Below are 19,384 nucleotides of genomic sequence, written 5' to 3'. Positions count from 1 at the left end.
CTGCCCGGAACCAAAAGCCCGGAAAGCTCCCCCGTTTTGTGTCGTTCCGCCTAGCTGTTCAGCGTCGGTCCCGGGGCCAGTTCGTGCGGCACGAAGCGCACCATCATGGCCTTGAATCCCGGGGTGTTTGATTCCCGTGCCACCAAGTCCCGGTGCACCAGTGCATTCGCCTCGGGGAAGTACGCGGCGGCGCAACCCTTGGCCGTCGGGTAGGAAACCAGCCGGAAGCGGTTAGCCCGGCGCTCGGTACCACGGAATGTGGAAATGACATCCACCAGGTCCTTGTCTTCCCAGCCCATCTCCACCAGGTCATCGGGGTTCGCTAAGATGACCCGGCGTCCGTCCTTGATCCCGCGGTACCTGTCATCGAGTCCGTAGAAAGTGGTGTTGTACTGGTCGTGGCTGCGCATGGTCTGAAGGATCAGGTGCCCCTCGGGGGCATACAGCGCCTCGAAGTCGGAGACCGTGAACTTGCCCTTGCCGATGTCTGTGGCGAAGGAACGCGAATCGCGCGGCGGGTTGGGCAGCACGAAGCCGTTGCGCCCACGCACCCGTTTGTTAAAGTCCTCGAACCCGGGCAGAACCCGGGAAATATGGTCTCGGACGACATCGTAGTCCGCTGCCATGGCCTTCCAATCCACGACGTGGTTATCGCCCAGGATGGCCAGTGCCATCCGTGCCACGATGACGGGCTCTGCCAGCATGTGCTCGGACACGGGCTTCAGGCGCCCTTGTGTGGATTTGATGACCGACATGGAATCTTCCACGGAGAGGAACTGCGGCCCGCCGGGGTGTTTGTCGTCGCGGTCGGTGCGTCCCAGGGTGGGCAAAATCAGCGAGGTCTGCCCATGCACCACGTGGGAACGGTTGGGCTTGGTGGAGATGTGCACCGTCAACTTGGAGCGCTGCATACCCGCTTCCAGGGCCTCGGTTTCCGAGTTCGCCAGGGCAAAGTTCCCACCCATGGACACGAACACGTCGACTTCATCCTTCTCAAAAGCGTCCAACGCCTCGGTGGAGTCATACCCGTGGGCACGCGGGGAATCAATGCTGAATTCCTTGTCAAGGGCAAGCAGCAGGGCCTCTCCGGGTTTCTCCCAAATGCCCATGGTCCGATCGCCCTGGACATTGGAGTGTCCACGTACCGGGCATGCCCCTGCGCCGGGCTTGCCGAAGTTGCCTTGGAGCAGCAGAATGTTAATGATTTCCTTCAGCGTCGGCACCGAGTGCGGTTGCTGGGTCAGCCCGAGCGCCCAGCAGAAGATAGAGGCCTTGGATTTGATCAGCAGCTCAGCCACGGTGGTGATCTCGGCGCGGGTCAGTCCGGTTGCTTCCTCGGTCGCTTCCCAGTCGATGGTGGCGCGTGCATCCTTGTAAGCGTCGAATCCATCGGTTACCGAGTCGATGAAGTCGTGGTCGACAACGGTGCCGGGGCTCTTGGCTTCCGCCTCGAACAGCAGGTGGCCAAAGGCTTGGAAGAGCGCCAGGTCCCCGCCGACCTTGATCTGCAAGAAGTGGTCGGAAATATCCTCGGATTTTCCGAGCATGCCACCCACGGCCTGCGGGTCCTTGAACCCGAAGAATCCCGCCTCGGGCAGCGGGTTCACCGCAACCACATGCGCGCCGCGCTTGCGGGCATCGGCAAGCGACGAGAGCATCCTCGGGTGGTTGGTTCCGGGGTTCTGGCCAATGACGAAGATCAGTTCCGCGTGCTCGAAGTCTTCGAGCGACACGGTGCCCTTGCCGATCCCGATCGTGGGGTTCAGCGCGGAGCCGGAAGATTCGTGGCACATGTTCGAGCAGTCCGGCAGGTTGTTGGTGCCCAGCGATCGGGCCAGCAACTGGTACATGAATGCTGTTTCATTGGCCGTACGCCCGGAGGTGTAGAACACGCATTTGTCCGGCGTTGTCGCATTTACGTGCTCGCCAATGGTGGCGAAGGCCTGCGCCCAGGTGATCGGCGTGTAGTGGCTCTCGCCGGCACGTATGATCATCGGTTCGGTGATCCGGCCCTGGGAACCTAGCCAGTACTCGGTTTTTTCACGCAATACGTTAATCGGGTGCTTGGCCCACCACTCGGGGGTCACGGTGCGGGCGCTGGCTTCCTCGGCAATGGCCTTGGCACCGTTCTCGCAGAACTCTGCGGGTTTGCGCGCCCCGGTGATGGATTCGGGCCATGCGCAGCCTGGGCAGTCGAAACCGCCACGCTGGTTGATGCGCAGCATTGAACGCAATGTCCGGCTCACTCCGGCCTCAGAGAAGCCGCGTTCCAAGGACACCATCACCGCCTTGACCCCGGCCGCGCTGCGTTTTGGCTTCGTGACCTTCAGGTCGTCCTCGTTGATGTCTTGGGATGGGGCTGGCCGATGCATTTGTCCTCCACGTTCAACAACGGTGTTGCGGACCGTAGCCGCTTGCACGCCAAACAGGGAGGAGCCAAACCGTGTTCAGGACCCGGATCTCAGCCTGTCGGCATGCGTGTATATGTTCACCGTACTACCCCGGGAAAACGCCGCAAGTGTCAGCCCTGTTTCATCTGCCAGTTCCACTGCCAGGGAAGAGGGTGCACTGACCGCCGAAAGCACCGGGATTCCGGCCATTGCGGCCTTCTGGACCAACTCGAAGGACGCCCGTCCGGAGACCTGGAGGATCGCGTCACGAAGCGGTAATTTCCGTTCACGCAGCGCGGCTCCGACAACCTTGTCCACGGCGTTGTGCCGTCCCACGTCTTCACGCAGTAGCAATAGCTCCCCGTCGGTGGTGAAAAGCCCAGCTGCGTGCACCCCGCCAGTGGCCGAGAACAGGTTCTGGGACTCCCGCAGGCTGTCGGGCATCTTCAACAGCACTCCAACGTCCACGTGCCCGCGGTCCGGGTCCAGCGGGTAGGAGGATTTCTTCGATACGTCGTCGATGGAGTTCGTTCCGCAAATTCCGCATGCCGAAGACGTGACAACGTTCCTTGCTGCGGCAAGGTCTGGAGGATGGGCACCGAATCCCAGCTGCACGTCAATCACGTTGAAGGTCTGGTGGCCTTCTTCGTCGGTTCCCGCGCAGTAGCGCATGGACACCAGGTGTTCGGTGCGGCTGATGATGCCTTCGGCCAACAGGAACCCTGCAACCATGTCGAAATCGTCCCCGGGTGTTCGCATGGACGTGGTGAAGGAGGTGCCGTTGAAACGGATCTCCAGTGGTTCCTCCACGGCCAGTTTCTCCTCGCGGCTGATCCGCGCCCCGTCAGCAGATGCCCTTACGATCCGTCGGCGGGTTATTAAACGTCCCATGTCTTTGTTTGCCTTCCTTGACTCGGGATTTGCCTGCATGTGCCGTGGTGCAGCGCCGTCCCACTTACCAAGGTAACCCTAGATAGGATACGTGCGCCCCTTTGCTTGTTCCTTCGGGGCCCACCACTAGGATTGCATCGGCCGCGGCCAGTCCGCGCAACATCGCCGGCGCTACGTGTTCCGCCGGAGCCAATGTGTCCAGCTCGTTGGTTGAGGCGATCCAGCGTGCAGGAACCAGCCGTGTCCTGCCGGGAAGGGCAGGGAAGTCGGTGGCTGAAACCGCGGTATGCACCTGTTCCAGTTCGCGGCCGCAGGCCCCGCGCAGCATCGGGTCCAGGACCGTGACCAGGGCCATCAGTGCCGCTAACGGGTTTCCCGGAAGCGCCACCAGCAGCCGGTTACCGGGCAACCGGGAAACCATGGAGGGGTGTCCCGGCCTCATCGCAATGGAGGAGATGACTTCCTCGCCGTCGAGTTCCCGTGCCGCGGCGCGCACGAAGTCGCGGTCTGAGAAACCGGTTCCACCGGTGGTGACAATTATCTGCGCGGCCCGGGCCGCCGGCGAGTCAAGGGCGGCGATCGTTGCCGCGAGGGTGTCCCCTATACGCGTGGTGGTGCATTCCCCGCCCCCCAGCGCCGCAACGACCTGTGGCAGGACTGGGGAAAACCCGTCGCGGACTTGGCCCGGCGCCGGACGCCCGGAGGTGATCACCTCGTCACCCGTGAAAACCAAATGCACCCGAGGCGTTGCGGCGACCAAAAGTTCGTCGTGGCCCGATACCGCGGCAGCGGCAATCACTCCGGCACGCAGCAGCGTACCCGCCACGGCCAGGGTTTCCCCCTCGGCGGCCTCGATGCCAGCGGGGCGGATGTCCGCCCCGCATGGCAGGTCACGCCAGGTGGACAGCACGTTACCTTCAAGGCTTGAATGTTCGACGCGCAAAATGGAGGTGGCGCCTTGCGGAATAAGGGATCCGGTCACCACGGCGGCGGCCTCGCCGACGGCGATGTCCTGCTCGTCCCCGGCCCCGGGGTTGGTCGCCAGGGGTTTGAGCAGCTGCCAAGGTCCGGGTCCATTGACCGCGTAGCCGTCCATCGCGGAGGTGGCGCAATGCGGCAAGGGGTATCTCGTCTCCAGATCGGCCGCAAGGAACCGGCCGGAGACCTGGTGGAGGGACACAGTTTCGGGGGTGCCTGCGATGCTGACCCCCAACTCGTGGGCGGCAAGGCGCGCGGCCTCCCAGTGGTGATCGTTCAACGGGATCCGGGCTAAGCGTTGTCTGTGGTTTCGACGCGTGCGGCAATGACCGCGCGTGCCAATTCATCGGCAGAGTCCATGGCGGGTTTTTCGTCCGACTCTCCCCTGCCTACGGCAAGCCCAGCCGCATAGCCGGCAACGTAAGTGGTCAACGGGGCGGCGGGGCGGACAATGGAGTGCGCGGCTACCCCGGCAAGCGAGAGCACCTTGTCGATGTCGACCTCGGTGCCCTTGAGCTCGAAAGCGCCCAGGAGTTCGTTGATCCACTGGTCGAGTTGGACTTCAGGCATGGTGCGTTCTCCTTGTCAGTGGTCGTTGGCCACTGCTATCCCGTGCCGCCCGGCGTCCCCGGGCGTGTCAATGTCGCTGAAGTCCGCATCCGGGACCTTCAATCGCTCCATCTGCACTGTAGCAAGCAGACGCATCATCGACGCATTCTCAAGACTTCCACGGGGTTCGGCGGCTTGGTCGATGGCTTGGCGCAGAGGCTCGGTGAGAACCGCGCAAGAAAGCGTCTGCAACACACCTGACCCGTCCTGCGGAACCCATGCCTCAATGCCGTCGGCCGGGTGCCTGGTGGCATGGAGCAGTGCAGCGACCACGGGACCGGGGTCAAGCAGGTCCGATGCCAGAACCACGGTGAGTTCGGAGGCAACGTTTTGTTGTTGGGCGCTTTCGTCATCCGGCCCGTCGTCAAGCGCCGTACGTCCGGCGGCGACCGCAGCGGCAGGTCCCGCATAACTGGGGTACTCGCGTGTTATCAGCACCCGCTGGCTATCAGGCGCGGTTTCCATGTACTTGGTCACCACCTCGGCCAGTGCATGACCGCCGACCACGGCAATGGCTTGGGCATCGCGCACCGCATTGAGGGAATGTTCAAGCAGCGTTTCCCCGCGGTGTTCCAGCAATGGCTTGCTGACACCGCCAAGTCGGGAACCGCGGCCGCCGGCCACGATTATCGCATCGAATTTCATGCTGCACTCCGTAAAAAGGGACTCCAGGCCTCCGCGGGCCGCTCGAGCTCCGTGATGAACCACTGGGCTCCCCGAGGTCGACTCGGGGCGAACCGCAGCTTCCAGCCCAGCTGCGCCAACGTCCGGTCTGCCTTGGCGCTATTACAGTTCTGGCAAGCCGCAACTAGATTCTCCCATGAATCCTCTCCTCCGCGACTCCGCGCCACGATGTGGTCGATGGTGTTCGCGTTTCTTCCGCAATAGGCGCACCGGTGCGCGTCACGGCGAAGCACCCCGCGACGCGAAACGTTGATGGTGTTGCGGTATGGGAGTCGAATGTAGCGGTTGAGCAGGATAACCGTTGGCCGTGGCATGACTTGGTTCACGCTTACTACCGGGTATCGGTCGTCATCGGCCAGCACCGTCGCCTTCCCGGTGATGACAAGGAGAAGTGCCCGGCGGAAGGTAATGACCGCCAGTGGTTCAAATCCTGCATTCAGTACTAGGGTTCGCATGTGCGCATCCTTAGATCCTGACCCGGCACAACAGAAGGGACCCGTCCACGACGGAAATCCCTCACGGTGGCGCACGCGGCACTTGGCTTTGGCTCCTGTGAACCAGCCTAAGACAACGAACCGGAGTTTTGCTCGCATTTGGGGAGAACTCGTTCAAAATTCAATCGAAAGTTCTCCAGCCATCCACCCTCGCGCGGCCAAGCTCGATGGCCGCACGTTCGGGGAACACGAATCGTTGGCCCCATTAACGGCAAAGGCCCCGGTCGATCCTTTCGGATCGACCGGGGCCGTTGCGAAGCTGGTACTTAGCCCTTGAGCGTGTAGTAGCCGTAGAGCGGGTTGCGCGAAACGTCGTGCAAGATGGTCCCGGTACTCGGGTTCTGTGCGCCGATCATCTTACCTCCACCGAGGTAGATACCGACGTGGCCTCCACCGTTCTGGAAGACCAAGTCGCCCGGCTTCGGGCTGCCGGTGCGAACGAACTGGCCCGAACCGCGGATCGCGGACGTGCCACGTGCGATATTGATGCCGTGCTTTGCGTAAACGTACTTGACGAACCCGGAGCAGTCCCAACCCGAAGGTGTATTCCCGCCCCATACGTAGGGTGCGCCCACGTATTTGGCAGCGGTTGCAGCGATACCCGAAAGGTTGCCCGTGTTGACAGACTTGGTTTTGCTCTCGGCTTTGGGCGCCTCAGGAGTTGACGCGACCGGTGCCGGCGAGGAGTTGCCGCGGCTTTCGCGGGTCATCGGGGCGCTGGAGTCAGAGTTGTTGCTCGAGCGGGTCTGCGGCGCGGTGGAGTTCGAGTTGTTGCTCGAGCGGGTCTGCGGCGCGGTGGAGTTCGAGTTGTTGCTCGAGCGCGTCACCGGGGCAGTGCTGTTGGACTTCGGGGCGACCTCGTCGGCCACTGCGATCACTACGGGAGCCGGAGCGGGCTTAGAGGTGAATTCCGCGCGCTCGATGTTCAGGTCCTTGGCGCCGGTTGCGGCGACCGATACGGCCTTTACCGCGACGCGTTCTGCCGAAAGGCCTTCAACGGGGACCGCAGTAGCTTCGCGGGAAACATCCCCCTGCGCTGCCGGAACGCCCAGGGTTAGGACGAGGCCTGATGCTGCTGCGATAACGGCTGCCTGACGGCCTACCGATCCGGCGTTCGAGGCGACTGCCTTCGAAATGGACTCGAGTGGGTTGGTCCGAACCGCGGTCGCGCGGTGGCGGCCCAATGCTTGACGACGTGTAGTCACGTGATATTGCCTCTCCTGATGCCTACGGGGTGAGCTGTCGGGTTCGAGTGGGAGTCACTCGGCAAATCGACCGCCAGGTCGAGCTGCTTAACCCCAAGGCTTCCTGGTATAGAAACCGAAATTGGGTCCCCCGCCACTGCCAAACGAGTAATTGAACGGACACCGTGGGCTGGCAGTGCTCGGCACTTCCCGCGGCGGTGAGCAGGGGTATTCCCCGATCACTTATTTAGAATATATGAAGCATCTGCAAAAGTCACGTTACGGTCACGGAACGGTGACAATTGCCGTTATAACCAACCCTCGGGGTCTACCCACTGGCTGTTGACGATGACCTCGAGGTGCAGGTGACATCCAGTCGAGTTGCCCGTGGTGCCGCTCAATGAGACGACATCCCCGCGCTGGACCTTTTGTCCCACAGACACCTTCAAGGCGGAATTGTGGTTGTAGCTTGTTTCCAGTCCGTTGCCGTGATCGACCTTCACACGGTTGCCGGAGTGACCGGCTAACTCTGACTGCACTACCGTGCCCGCGGCGCTCGCCTTGACCGGAGTGCCACAGGCAACTCCGTAGTCCAGGCCGTTGTGGTTCATGAAGCCGGGACCGGTCGGGTTCTTGCGGTGGCCAAAGCGCGAGGTCAGTCGCACGGAGTCCACCGGCTGGGCCAGAACACCTGTTTTGGTCATCGCCGTGACATCTCCGCCGGCAGCGGTCATGACCATTGCCAGCTTGTCTTCCTTGGTGAATTCGCTGGTGACCGAGGCTCGCTCGATCTTGACCTCGTCACCGACAGGGGCCGTCACGTCAACCACGACGGACTGGGCCACGCGCTCGGAACCGGCGACGGTCTCTTCGGCTTCCTGCGCGGGGGTGGCGGCTGCGAACGCGAGCCCTGAAACAGCTGCAACGGCGGCGATCTTGTGCGTAAACCCAAGGCGGGAGCGTTTGGCCCGGGGTGCGAACTTCAGGACGTTGTCCAGCTCGTCAGCTTCACCCGGCACGTCGACCGGCACCACTGGTGCGGTCGGCTCCACGGGCAGTTGGGTGCCAGCGATCGATGCCGAATCCGGGGATACCCCGTAGCGCAGGCCAGCGTCGAAGCGACGCCCTGTGTACTGTGCGGATCCAGCGGCCTCGAAACCTTCCGGGACAGCGCTCAGTGCGCGTCGACCGGAGCGTCGGGAAGTGTTCGCACCGCTCAGGGCGGTGTCGACAATCTGCTCTAGTGAGCCTTCAGCAGGCGAAGCATCAACGGTACCGGACGCACGACGGCGTCCGGAAGTGTGCTGCTGAGTCAAATGACAACCTCTCATATATCGCCTGCGAAGTTAGCTGTCGGATTCGAGTCATGAGGCAACTCGGCCGAGCCCACTTAGGCGGACTCAGCTTCACCCCGAGTGCCATGGCCAATGGCCAGGAACGGTTGAATGGGTCCTCCGCCCCTACCGCGAATTCTTGCTCCTGTATCCGCCGGTAGGGTTATGCGAACCGGATCAGGACTGGATTACCTAAGTGCAACCCAACGTGAAACCCTACCGCCATTTGCGCCAAAGTTACAATTCCGTTATCTATCCATGCGGCGGACGAATACATGGGCGCTGACTTCGGTCGGAAGCTCCAGCGCTCCCTCGATGCCCTGGACGCGCACAACCACGTAATCTTCGGCCCTTTCTAGGGTGACTAGGGCTCCAGGACGAATACCGCCCTCATCGAGTTGCACCAGCAACTCGGGTTCAACCTGGATGGTTTCGGCCAGGCGTTCGATGCGAACGGGCCCGACATTGCCGTCCAGAAGGGCCGAATCGAGACTTTGGACACCTACGGAGATTTCGGATAGCACGGGTCCACCCAATGCTTCGAGTCCCGGTATCGGGTTTCCGTACGGGGACGAGGCAGGCTGGCCAAGCAACTTATAAAGCCGCTGCTCCACCCGTTCGCTCATGACGTGCTCCCAGCGGCAGGCCTCCTCGTGGACGTACTCCCACTCCAGCCCGATCACATCTGCCAGCAGGCGTTCGGCCAGGCGGTGCTTGCGCATCACCCCGGTGGCGACTTCCGCGCCATGCTCGGTCAGCTCAAGGTGCCGGTCGGGAGTCACCACGACCAAACCGTCACGCTCCATGCGGGCCACCGTTTGCGAAACCGTGGGGCCCGAATGCCCCAGTCGCTCGGCAATGCGCGCGCGCAGGGCAATAATGCCCTCCTCCTGGAGTTCCAGGATGGTGCGCAGGTACATTTCGGTGGTATCGATCAGGTCTGACACGTTTGCAGCTCCCGCATGGGTTGATTTTTACAACAATTCACTACGCTTCCACTCTACCTGCGTTCACATTGCCGACTCGTTATTACGCATTGGGCATCAGAGTGCGGGATTATTGAACCGTTGGGCATCCCTGGATCGCATCAAAGAACGGATGCGAGGGTGTCAAAGCGCAAAACACCCTTATGAGGAGCAGCATGAGCACCGTCGTGACCATTCCCGAAGACCTTTTGCCCGTGGACGGCCGATTCGGCGCGGGGCCCTCCAAGGTCCGGCCTGAACAGCTCCAGGCCCTCGTCGACGCAGGCACGCGGCTCCTGGGGACCTCGCACCGCCAGGCCCCGGTGAAAAACCTGGTGGGGGAAATCCAGGAAGGCCTAAAAACCTTCTTCAACGCCCCTGACGACTACGAGGTTGTCCTCGGCGTTGGCGGATCCACCGCGTTTTGGGACGTTGCCACCTTCGGGTTGGTCCGCAACAAGGCCCAGCACCTCTCCTTCGGCGAATTCGGGTCGAAGTTCGCGTCGGCAACCAACAAGGCACCGTTCCTGAAGCCGTCCTCCATCATCGTGGCGGAACCCGGCACGCGCCCGGTTCCCGTGGCCGAAGCCGGCGTGGATGTATATGCTTGGCCCCAGAACGAGACCTCCACCGGCGTTGCCGCGCCCGTTCACCGGGTCGAAGGCGCCGATGAGGACTCCCTGGTTGTCATTGATGCCACCTCGGCAGCTGGAGGGCTGGCAGTGGATGTCTCCCAGGCCGACGTCTATTACTTCGCTCCGCAGAAGAACTTCGCCTCGGACGGCGGCCTTTGGATCGCGTTCTTCTCCCCGGCGGCAATTGCGCGCGCCGAGGAAATTGCTTCATCGGGCCGCTGGATCCCTGATTTCCTGAGCCTGAAGACGGCAATCGACAATTCGCGGCTGAACCAGACCTACAACACCCCGGCCCTGTCCACCCTGGTCACGCTCAATGCCCAGGTGCAGTGGCTCAACGCCAACGGCGGCCTGGAATTCGCGGCCGCTCGCACAGCTGATTCAGCTTCGCGGGTCTACGACTGGGCCGAGGCTTCCAAGGTGGCAAGTCCGTACGTCGCATCAGCCGAGGACCGCTCCAACGTCATTGCCACGATCGATTTTGACGGTTCCGTCGATGCTGCAGCCATCGCCAAGACCCTGCGCGCCAACGGCGTGGTGGACGTCGAGCCGTACCGCAAGCTTGGACGCAACCAGCTACGAATCGCGACTTTCGTCGCGATCGAGCCCGAGGACGTCTCGGCCCTGCTCAAATGCATCGAGTACGTCTTGCAGAACAGCTAGTTTCCCACCGGAAACCTCGGGGCGGTGCACCGACGCTGGTTGATACCAGTTGCCGGGGCATCGCCTCTTCTTTCCCGGCGCCCGTGGAAGAGGTTCATTTCCACGCAAGAAAAGGACCGGGTGGAGCTCCACCCGGTCCTTTTTCGTAACCTAGTAGATATATCACCTAGGTTACTTTTCAGTTATTTAAAGTTTTCTGAATCAGGCTGGTATGCATCCGCTTCGGCAGTTTGACCAGGGCCGTATCCATCCAAGATTTCCTCGGTGGATTGCCCTTCGGAAGGCTCCCCAGCCGGGGTCTCGGCGCCGCTCGCTGCGGCTGCTGCTTCCTCCGCTGCGCTGCGCTCGGCGTCCCTCTCCTCCGGGCTGACGCGTTCGGCCCAGGGAACCCAAGGCGGCGCCAACAACGCATCCTCGCCCGGAACGATCCCGACCTCACACACCGTAAGGTCCTTGGCCTGGGCGCGAGGGATGCGGGTCAGCGTCGCGAACCAGCACCAACCCTCGTACCCCGGGAGCAATGCGGCGAAACGGTGGGTGACCAAGCGTTCGCCGTCGCTGACCGCCTCGAGGTGTTCGCCGATCAGCGACCCATCGGTGATTTCGAGCAATGCCTCACGTGCCGGCCCGATGGCCTTGGCCAGTGTCAGGTCCAGTATCGGTTTGCGTACCATGGGATTAGGCGTCCAAGTCGTCGGCTACGGCGCGCAGCACGGATGCAATCTTGGCGCCATGTGTTTTTTCCGGGTAGCGGCCTTTGCGCAACCCGTTGGAGACCGAGTCGAGCACCTGGATCAGGTCCTCGATCAGCACAGCGGTGTCCACGGCAGGCTTTCGCTTGGCGCGGGCCACCGAGGGTGCGTCGTCAAGGGTGCGCACGCTGAGCGCCTGGGCGCCCTTGTGTCCTTCAGCAATGCCGAACTCCATGCGGGTACCGGCGCGCAGCTCGGTTACGCCCGCGGGCAACGCCGAGGCGTTCAAATACACTTCCTGGCCCTCGTCGGTCACCAGGAATCCGAACCCCTTGGAGGGTTCGTACCATTTCACTTTGCCGGTTGGCACGTCTAGCTACCTCGTTCTTGCGTCTCGATGGGCCAACCACGGGGTCAAGCTGTTCCGCGTTCCCAATTCTGGCGGTCTCCCGGCTCGCTACCCCGCAATCCCCCACCGAGGGGGTCTTGCGGACGGGTTCATGCGTCCGGGGAAGTATATATCTTCTAGGGTACGACATTCGCGGCTTCACACCCTCCACCTAAGAGGGACGGGCCCGATGTGGCCCTTCGCCCTGCGCGCGGTAGTTTTAAAGGGTGAACACCACCGCTTCGAACCCTGCCTCCCAACGCATCCTCACCTTCCTGGCCGGAGGGATCGCCGTCGTTTCTCTCGCTGCGCTGGTGACGGTGCTCGTTCAGTACATGCTGCAGGTGGCCGCCACGCCCGCTCTGCTTGCCGTTGCACTCTACGGACTGCCGCTGGCCTTCATCCTGCTCATGGCCGTCCTGGTGCTGAACTTCCGCGAACGCCGACGTTCCAGCTGAGCGCGCCCACCCGCTCGTTGCTCCGGCTTTCGGCAAGTTCAGGGCACTTTGGGCGCCGGCGCCGGGGCACAAGTCCTTGCGCGCACAAGAAACACACAGGGTTCTTACAGATATCGGTTGCAGACTGGTAGCCATGAACGCCAAAACCCCAGAAGCAAAGCTCTTGGTCGTCGATGATGAGCCAAACATCCGCGAACTGCTTTCCACCTCCCTGCGTTTCGCAGGGTTCGAAGTGGTTGCTGCGGCCAATGGCCGCGAGGCCTTGGCCGCCGTCGAAGCCCAGACCCCTGACCTTGCCGTGCTCGATGTGATGCTCCCGGACATGGACGGATTCACCATCACCCGCCGGTTGCGCGCAGCCGGCAAGCATTTCCCCGTGCTGTTCCTCACAGCACGCGACGACACCGAAGACAAAGTCACCGGGCTCACCGTCGGCGGGGATGACTACGTCACCAAGCCATTCAGCCTCGATGAGGTCGTGGCCCGCATCCGCGCAGTGCTGCGACGTACGCAGCCCGACGAGGAAGATGCCGCGATCATTCGCGTCGATGACCTTGAGCTAAACGACGACGCCCACGAGGTGCGCCGCTCGGGGGAAGTCATCGAACTCTCCCCGACCGAATTCAAGTTGCTGCGCTACCTGATGATGAACCCAAACCGGGTGCTGTCCAAGGCGCAGATCCTGGACCACGTGTGGGAATACGACTTCAACGGCGATGCCTCGATCGTGGAATCCTATATTTCCTACCTGCGCCGGAAGATCGATTCGCGCCCCGAGTGGCCCTCGCTGATCCAGACCAAGCGCGGTGTCGGCTACCTGATGCGAACCGCTGACCGCCGCTAAGACGAAAGACCGGTTCCCCTACGTGGAAAGCGCCCGCAGGTTCTGGCGACAGGTGTCGCTTCGGACCAAGCTCGTTGCGCTCATGAGCTCCCTGATGATCCTGGGAATCGTGGTCACGGCAGTCGGGTCGGCGCAGTCACTGCGGTTGATGCTCACTGCACAACTGGACACCGACCTGAAGACCAACACCGCCACGGTCACCTCCTCGATGCTCAACGACTATGCGGGCATCACCACCATCAACCCCAAATCCAACGGCGTGGCCCGTTTCTACGGGGACCTGCGCGACGAGTCGGGGACGATCCTTTACAAGATGCCGCGCAAGCCGTCCGCGGACCAGAAACCACAGGACGCGCCGGAGGTCGACCCCGACGCGCTGGAACGGTTGCGTGAGGATCCAGCGGCCACGCTTTCTGTGCCAGGCACCAACATTGGCTCCTCCGGATGGCGGGTACGCATCGTGGATCTGCCGCGCACCGACTACGACCTCATCTATGCCCTGCCCATGACCTCGGTAAACGACACCGTCACCAAGGCCACGATGCTGGTGATGTCCACCGGCATGCTGGCCACGTTGCTGATGTCAATGATCGCCTACGGGATCACCACCCGGGCACTGCTGCCTCTGATCCGGGTCGAACGCACCGCCGCCGCCATCGCCGCCGGTGACCTGTCCCGCCGTGTGGAGGACTACCCTCCGGAGACCGAAGTCGGACGCCTCTCGCGTTCGTTGAACGCCATGCTGGCCCACATCGAGCACGCCTTCCGCGGACGGGCCGCCTCGGAACACAAGATGCGCCGGTTCATCCAAGACGCCTCGCACGAGTTGCGCACTCCGCTGGTGACGATCCAGGGCTACTCCGAGTTCTATCGCCAAGGTGGGCTGAACGACCCGGAGATGTTGCGCACCGCCATGGGCCGCATCGAGGCCGAGTCAAAGCGCATGGGCCAGCTGGTCGAGGACCTGCTGACCCTGGCACGGCTCGATGAGCAGCGCCCGCTGGAGCGCAAGCCCATCGACCTGTTGATGCTGGCCGGTGACACCGTCGAGGACGCCCGGGTCAACGCGGCGGATCGCAAGGTGCGCCTGGTCGGCTTGGACGGAGGCTCCCCCCAGCCGGCACCCACCAGCGGGGACGAGGCGAGATTGCGGCAGATTGTGGCCAATTTGATGACTAATGCCCTGCGCTACACCCCCGAGGGCACCGACATCGAGATCGCAGTGGGTGTCAAGCCCGTCATCGACGGATGGTCCGATGCCGTGTTGGAAATCCGGGACCACGGCCCAGGCATCTCCGAGGACGACGCGGGCCGGGTCTTCGAACGGTTCTACCGCGCGGATTCTTCCCGACAGCGCCAAACCGGCGGAACCGGGCTCGGGCTGGCCATCGTCGCGGCGATCGCCGCGCAACACGACGGATCAATCAGGCTCAGCGAGACAGCCGGCGGCGGGGCAACCATGTCGATCCATCTGCCCTACGTCACGCCCGAGGACGACCCTGAAGGCACTGAGATCGACTAGCCACCTCCCCGCGTTATCCACACCCCGCTGCGGCATCTCCCAACAGCGGGGTGCGTGTTTTTACCCTGAAGACGGAAGCACGCACGACATCCTTGGCGGGTTTCCCACCGGTGCCCCAGGAGCAACGCCCTGCATGGTCCCGGCGCCAGCAACCATCGCACGGGAGTGAAGACGATCATGAGCACTTTTGCCGCCAACACCAATGAGATGCAGGCCCGGTCAATGAACCTGCATGCCACCATCGAACGAGTGCGGGCGGAGGTGAACTCGTTGACGTCCTCGCTGCAGGACTTGCAAGGTACTTGGCAGGGGGCGGCCTCGAGCAACTTCCAGTCGGTGGTCGCTGACTGGCGCAACACCCAGGCGCGCGTGGAGGAGTCGCTTTCTTCCATCGGCACGGCGCTGAACCGCGCTTCAACGCAGTACGACGAGGCGGAAGCAGCCAATGCGAGCCTCTTTACCTATTGATCCGCGTTGCCAGGGTTTGGGGCGTACTAGTGTGGAAACGTGTCCCTTCTCATTGATCCCCCCTCCTGGCCGGCCCACGGAACGCTCTTTTCGCACTTGGTCTCGGATGTCTCCTTGGGAGAGTTGCATGGCTTCGCCAGGGCCCAGGGTTTGCCGGAGCGTGCCTTCGACCGAGACCACTACGATGTGCCACAACGTCGCTATCAGACGCTGGTGGCCGCCGGCGCGCTCCCGGTCCCGGCCACCGAGCTGGTGCGCCGCCTGATTTCCTCCGGGTTGCGGGTGCGCGCAAAGGAGCGGCCCGAACGCCTCGAAGCAGTGTTGCTCTCTCGCTGGGACGCCTTGGGCCTGGCCGCACCCGCGCTTGGCCGCGAGCTGTTGTCTTGCTGGAGCCAGAAACAACGTTTCTACCACGACCGGGCACACCTGCTTGCGGTGCTCACTTCCCTTGAGGCCTTGACCCGATCAACTACCTATGTGCCTGCACACCTCCCGGTGTACCTTGCAGCGTGGTTCCACGACGCCGTCTACCAGGGCACGGCAACGGACGAAGAGGATTCCGCGGCCTTGGCCCTCGACCGCCTGGAGTTCCAGGGGGTTCGTGCACCGGTCGTGGAGGAAGTGGTTCGGCTGGTCGCGCTAACCAAAACGCACAAGCCCGAACCGGGGGATTCCGCGGGGGCACTGCTCTGCGATGCCGACCTTGAAGTGCTGGCGCGGAAGCCTGCCGCCTACAGGCGCTACGCCTCTGCGGTGCGCCTCGAATATGCCCATGTTTCCGATGCCGAATTTGCCCGAGGCCGCACCCTGATCCTGCACAGGCTGCTGGATGGCCGTTCGCTGTACTCCAGTTCCCGGGGCCAAGAGCTCTGGGAGGAACCTGCTAGGGCCAATATCGAGGCCGAACTGCGGGACCTGGAACCCTGGGGTCGGCTGAACGGTGGAATCCAGCTCCCGGCGCATCGCTCCGGCATGTCCTGAAGCTACGCAAGCAACCTTGGGCCCATCGCAACGGCGCGGACCCGGGTTAAGCGAAACGGGCCGCCTCCCCCGCCTGTACACCGTCCGCCCCGAAGGGGAACAGTGCACGGGAAGGGAAAGCGGCCCGTGGTTTCGCTAGCGAAGACTACACGCTAGGCGTGGTGCAGCAGGGGGATTAGAATCCGCCCATGCCACCCATGCCACCCATGTCATCGCCACCCGGTGCTGCAGAGCCGGCCGGGGCCGGCTTGTCTGCAACCACGGCTTCGGTGGTGAGGAACAATCCGGCGATCGAGGCGGCGTTCTGCAGTGCAGAGCGGGTCACCTTTACCGGGTCGTTCACGCCTGCTGCAAGCAGGTCCTCGTACACGCCGGTTGCTGCGTTAAGTCCGTGGCCTGCGGGCAGGCCCTTGACCTTGTCGGCAACGACGCCTGGCTCCAGGCCTGCGTTGAAGGCGATCTGCTTCAGCGGGGCTTCGATGGCAACGCGCACGATGTTTGCACCGGTTGCTTCGTCGCCTTCCAGCTTCAGCTTCGGGAATGCGATGGCGCCGGCCTGGATGAGGGATACGCCGCCACCGGCGACGATTCCCTCTTCGACTGCAGCCTTGGCGTTGCGCACTGCATCTTCGATGCGGTGCTTGCGCTCCTTGAGCTCAACCTCGGTTGCCGCTCCGGCCTTGATGACTGCAACTCCGCCAGCCAGCTTGGCCAGGCGCTCCTGCAGCTTCTCGCGGTCGTAGTCCGAATCGGAGTTCTCGATCTCGGCGCGAATCTGGTTCACGCGTCCGGCGATCTCCTCGGCGTCTCCGGCACCTTCGACGATGGTGGTCTCGTCCTTGGTGACGACTACCTTGCGGGCGGAGCCCAGCAGGTCGATAGTGGCGTTTTCGAGCTTCAGGCCGATTTCCTCGGAGATGACCTGGCCACCGGTGAGGATGGCGATGTCGGCCAGCATGGCCTTGCGGCGGTCGCCGAAGCCCGGTGCCTTGACGGCGACGGACTTGAACAGGCCACGGATCTTGTTCACGATCAGCGTTGCCAAGGCTTCGCCTTCGATGTCCTCTGCGATGATCAGCAGCGGCTTGTTCGACTGCATGACCTTCTCCAGGATGGAGACCATGTCCTTGACGTTGGTGATCTTCGAGTTGACGATCAGGACGTACGGATCCTCAAGGACCGTTTCCTGGCGCTCGTTGTCGGTGACGAAGTAGGCCGAGATGTAGCCCTTGTCGAAGCGCATGCCCTCGGTGAGCTCAAGCTCGAGGCCGAAGGTGTTCGACTCCTCGACGGTGATGACACCTTCCTTGCCGACCTTGTCCAGTGCCTCGGCGATCAGTGCGCCGATTTCGTTGTCACCGGCGGAGATCGATGCGGTGGCAGCGATCTGTTCCTTGGTCTCGATTTCCTTGGCGGAGGCCAGCAGCTCTGCGGTGACCGCGTCCACTGCCTTCTCGATGCCTCGCTTCAGGGAAAGCGGGTCGGCGCCAGCAGCAACGTTGCGCAGGCCTTCCTTGACCAAGGCCTGTGCCAGGACGGTGGCGGTGGTGGTGCCGTCGCCTGCGACGTCGTCGGTCTTCTTGGCGACCTCCTTGACGAGCTCGGCACCGATCTTCTCGTACGGGTCGTCGAGCTCGATCTCCTTGGCGATGGAGACGCCGTCGTTGGTGATCGTGGGTGCGCCCCACTTCTTCTCAAGAACGACGTTGCGTCCACGCGGGCCAAGGGTAACCTTGACGGCGTCAGCCAGGATGTTCAGTCCGCGCTCGAGGCCTCGGCGGGCTTCCTCGTCGAATGCAATCATTTTGGCCATAGGGGCTTATGTCCTTTCGGGACGGTCATGCGTATCTACGACCTGAGGCAACGCCCGCGACGGACGAAGAATCCGCGATGTCATGGGACGATCGCAAAAACTTCTCGCTGCCTTGGTCAAGGACTCACTCAAACAACATCACCAAACCGCATGGATCCGGTCGAAACTTCAACCGAACTAGCAGTCGATACGTGCGAGTGCTAATACAAATCTTGGCACTCTAGGACTCGGAGTGCAAGCTGTGGGGCTTTGCCGACAGCGTAGTCGGCTCCGGGAAGGACTAACGGAAGTTGCTTCCCAGCACGATAGCGATATTGCCGGGGATATTTACGCTCTGCATGATCGAGGTGATGCCCAGTTCCTTGGCCGCAGCCTCCGCCGTGGCCTTATGGCTCTCACTGCGGTAGTAGACGGTGGAATAGGTGACCTTCTTGGTCCAGTTCGACGCCGAGACGTTGCTGTATCCGGCCTCCAGCAGGGTCGTGCGGGCCGTGCCGGCGATACCGCCGACGGTGGCGCCGTTGTAGACACCCATCGCCATGGATGCATCCACGCCTTCGGGCATGTCGCTTTCACCGGCATCGGCCGACTCCGAGGACCCGGTCGATTCCCTCGGATCAGCGGACTCATCAGCCGAATCGCTCGGTTTTTCAGATTCGCTCGCAGCGCTGGATTCGGAAGGTTTCCCGGATTCGGGGTCGGACGCCGATTCCGGCGGCGCAACAGTTGGTTCCTGGGTGCCCGAGGAACTCGCCGCCGCCGGCGCCGGGTCATCCGAGGAGCCCACGAGCTTGGGCAAGACCATGAAGGAGAAGAGTCCCACCACCAAGGCCAGCGCACCAAAGACCATCAACCAGCGCAACCCGGATTGAGCCCCGCCCACGGATGCGGCAGATGCCCAGCCGTTCTCGCGGTGCGAGCCGCTACGGTTACTGAACTCAGGGACGCGATCAAATTCATCGCGCGGATAGTTGGTCATGCCCGTCCTCGGTGAAGTGGCTTGCAGTATGGGCGTACGCGGATACAGGAGCACAAGCGCCGTCGAGCCCCGAAATGCCCCACGAGCGTTGCGATCATGCCTCGGAATCGTGCCTTTTCGCCGTCCGAGCGCGATGCCTCGTCGTTCGTAGTCTACGCAATCGCTTGACCAGCATGGGGTCATGGGCCAGCGCCGCGTCCGTGTCGATAAGTGTGTTCAACAGTTGATAGTAATTTGCCGCCGAGATGGAGAACATCTGGGAGATGGCTTGTTCCTTAGCACCGGCGTACTTCCACCAGTGGCGTTCCAGCGCGAGAATCCGCTGGGAACGCTCGTCCAGGTCGCTGGATTCATCTAGCTCGAATTCGAACCCAAGCGTCTCTGATGACATCGCACTTCCCTCATTGATCCG

The 19,384-nt window shown here is 62.5% G+C and carries 20 protein-coding genes and 2 riboswitches; of the genes, 6 read left to right on the top strand and 14 right to left on the bottom strand.

Going from position 1 to position 19,384, the window contains the following annotated elements:
- Positions 1-50: 50 nt before the first annotated feature.
- From ABEA12_RS00305 to ABEA12_RS00265, 9 genes are all read right to left on the bottom strand, one after another.
- Positions 51-2,372, bottom strand: a complete 2,322-nt coding sequence (locus tag ABEA12_RS00305) for an FdhF/YdeP family oxidoreductase (RefSeq protein WP_210101926.1) — start codon at positions 2,370-2,372, stop codon at positions 51-53.
- A gap of 75 nt (positions 2,373-2,447) precedes the next feature.
- On the bottom strand, positions 2,448-3,281 hold the full coding sequence (gene fdhD, locus ABEA12_RS00300; RefSeq protein ID WP_210101927.1) for a formate dehydrogenase accessory sulfurtransferase FdhD: 834 nt from the start codon (positions 3,279-3,281) through the stop codon (positions 2,448-2,450).
- Between the two features lie 64 nt (positions 3,282-3,345).
- On the bottom strand, positions 3,346-4,539 hold the full coding sequence (locus tag ABEA12_RS00295; protein WP_210101928.1) for a molybdopterin molybdotransferase MoeA: 1,194 nt from the start codon (positions 4,537-4,539) through the stop codon (positions 3,346-3,348).
- 11 nt (positions 4,540-4,550) lie between these two features.
- Positions 4,551-4,829, bottom strand: a complete 279-nt coding sequence (locus ABEA12_RS00290; RefSeq protein WP_210101929.1) for a DUF6457 domain-containing protein — start codon at positions 4,827-4,829, stop codon at positions 4,551-4,553.
- Between the two features lie 15 nt (positions 4,830-4,844).
- Positions 4,845-5,513 (bottom strand): molybdenum cofactor guanylyltransferase, encoded by a 669-nt coding sequence (gene mobA, locus ABEA12_RS00285; RefSeq protein WP_210101930.1) that lies wholly within the window; start codon positions 5,511-5,513, stop codon positions 4,845-4,847.
- Entirely contained in the window at positions 5,510-6,007 is a 498-nt protein-coding gene (locus tag ABEA12_RS00280) for an HNH endonuclease (RefSeq protein ID WP_210101931.1), read from the bottom strand. The genes mobA and ABEA12_RS00280 overlap by 4 nt, the downstream gene beginning before the upstream one ends.
- Before the next feature lie 305 nt (positions 6,008-6,312).
- Positions 6,313-7,251: an NlpC/P60 family protein gene (locus ABEA12_RS00275; protein WP_210101932.1), complete on the bottom strand. Its 939-nt coding sequence runs from the start codon at positions 7,249-7,251 to the stop codon at positions 6,313-6,315.
- A 5-nt stretch (positions 7,252-7,256) separates the two neighbouring features.
- Positions 7,257-7,411: riboswitch (cyclic di-AMP (ydaO/yuaA leader) on the bottom strand.
- 127 nt (positions 7,412-7,538) lie between these two features.
- Positions 7,539-8,546, bottom strand: coding sequence for a M23 family metallopeptidase (locus ABEA12_RS00270; RefSeq protein ID WP_345465641.1), 1,008 nt, complete (start codon positions 8,544-8,546; stop codon positions 7,539-7,541).
- 3 nt (positions 8,547-8,549) lie between these two features.
- Positions 8,550-8,718: riboswitch (cyclic di-AMP (ydaO/yuaA leader) on the bottom strand.
- A gap of 94 nt (positions 8,719-8,812) precedes the next feature.
- Entirely contained in the window at positions 8,813-9,511 is a 699-nt protein-coding gene (locus ABEA12_RS00265) for an iron-dependent transcriptional repressor DtxR (protein ID WP_210101934.1), read from the bottom strand.
- Positions 9,512-9,705: 194 nt separating this feature from the next.
- On the opposite strand from ABEA12_RS00265, the gene serC reads away from it, so the two are divergent.
- Entirely contained in the window at positions 9,706-10,827 is a 1,122-nt protein-coding gene (serC, locus tag ABEA12_RS00260; protein ID WP_210101935.1) for a phosphoserine transaminase, read from the top strand.
- Positions 10,828-11,009: 182 nt separating this feature from the next.
- On the opposite strand, the gene ABEA12_RS00255 is transcribed toward serC, so the two are convergent.
- Both ABEA12_RS00255 and ABEA12_RS00250 read right to left on the bottom strand, forming a co-directional pair.
- The gene (locus ABEA12_RS00255; protein ID WP_210101936.1) at positions 11,010-11,501 is read right to left on the bottom strand and encodes a DUF3027 domain-containing protein; all 492 of its coding nucleotides are present in this window, start codon (positions 11,499-11,501) and stop codon (positions 11,010-11,012) included.
- A 4-nt stretch (positions 11,502-11,505) separates the two neighbouring features.
- Entirely contained in the window at positions 11,506-11,889 is a 384-nt protein-coding gene (locus tag ABEA12_RS00250) for a cold-shock protein (RefSeq protein ID WP_210101937.1), read from the bottom strand.
- Positions 11,890-12,134: 245 nt separating this feature from the next.
- Between ABEA12_RS00250 and ABEA12_RS00245 the strand changes: the two genes are divergently transcribed.
- From ABEA12_RS00245 to ABEA12_RS00225, 5 genes are all read left to right on the top strand, one after another.
- On the top strand, positions 12,135-12,365 hold the full coding sequence (locus tag ABEA12_RS00245) for a hypothetical protein (RefSeq protein WP_210101938.1): 231 nt from the start codon (positions 12,135-12,137) through the stop codon (positions 12,363-12,365).
- A 133-nt stretch (positions 12,366-12,498) separates the two neighbouring features.
- On the top strand, positions 12,499-13,209 hold the full coding sequence (locus ABEA12_RS00240; RefSeq protein WP_210101939.1) for a response regulator transcription factor: 711 nt from the start codon (positions 12,499-12,501) through the stop codon (positions 13,207-13,209).
- A 52-nt stretch (positions 13,210-13,261) separates the two neighbouring features.
- On the top strand, positions 13,262-14,731 hold the full coding sequence (locus ABEA12_RS00235) for a sensor histidine kinase (protein ID WP_345465630.1): 1,470 nt from the start codon (positions 13,262-13,264) through the stop codon (positions 14,729-14,731).
- 177 nt (positions 14,732-14,908) lie between these two features.
- Positions 14,909-15,199, top strand: a complete 291-nt coding sequence (locus ABEA12_RS00230) for a WXG100 family type VII secretion target (RefSeq protein ID WP_210101941.1) — start codon at positions 14,909-14,911, stop codon at positions 15,197-15,199.
- Positions 15,200-15,238: 39 nt separating this feature from the next.
- Positions 15,239-16,180 carry a DUF4031 domain-containing protein gene (locus ABEA12_RS00225; protein ID WP_210101942.1) on the top strand — a complete coding sequence of 314 codons (942 nt, stop codon included), beginning with the start codon at positions 15,239-15,241 and terminating at the stop codon, positions 16,178-16,180.
- Positions 16,181-16,355: 175 nt separating this feature from the next.
- Here the strand turns inward: ABEA12_RS00225 and groL are convergent, their stop codons facing one another.
- From groL to ABEA12_RS00210, 3 genes are all read right to left on the bottom strand, one after another.
- Complete coding sequence (gene groL / locus ABEA12_RS00220; RefSeq protein WP_210101943.1) at positions 16,356-17,993, bottom strand: chaperonin GroEL; 1,638 nt, start codon at positions 17,991-17,993, stop codon at positions 16,356-16,358.
- Between the two features lie 280 nt (positions 17,994-18,273).
- Positions 18,274-18,972, bottom strand: a complete 699-nt coding sequence (locus ABEA12_RS00215) for a LytR C-terminal domain-containing protein (protein WP_210101944.1) — start codon at positions 18,970-18,972, stop codon at positions 18,274-18,276.
- A gap of 94 nt (positions 18,973-19,066) precedes the next feature.
- Positions 19,067-19,363 (bottom strand): DUF3263 domain-containing protein, encoded by a 297-nt coding sequence (locus ABEA12_RS00210; protein ID WP_210101945.1) that lies wholly within the window; start codon positions 19,361-19,363, stop codon positions 19,067-19,069.
- Positions 19,364-19,384 lie beyond the last annotated feature (21 nt).

Origin of the sequence: Paeniglutamicibacter antarcticus, assembly GCF_039544305.1 — a bacterium.
Lineage (GTDB): Bacteria > Actinomycetota > Actinomycetes > Actinomycetales > Micrococcaceae > Paeniglutamicibacter > Paeniglutamicibacter antarcticus_C.
The sequence above is the reverse complement of the archived record's forward strand: the minus strand, read 5'-3'. Positions and strand labels throughout refer to the sequence as shown.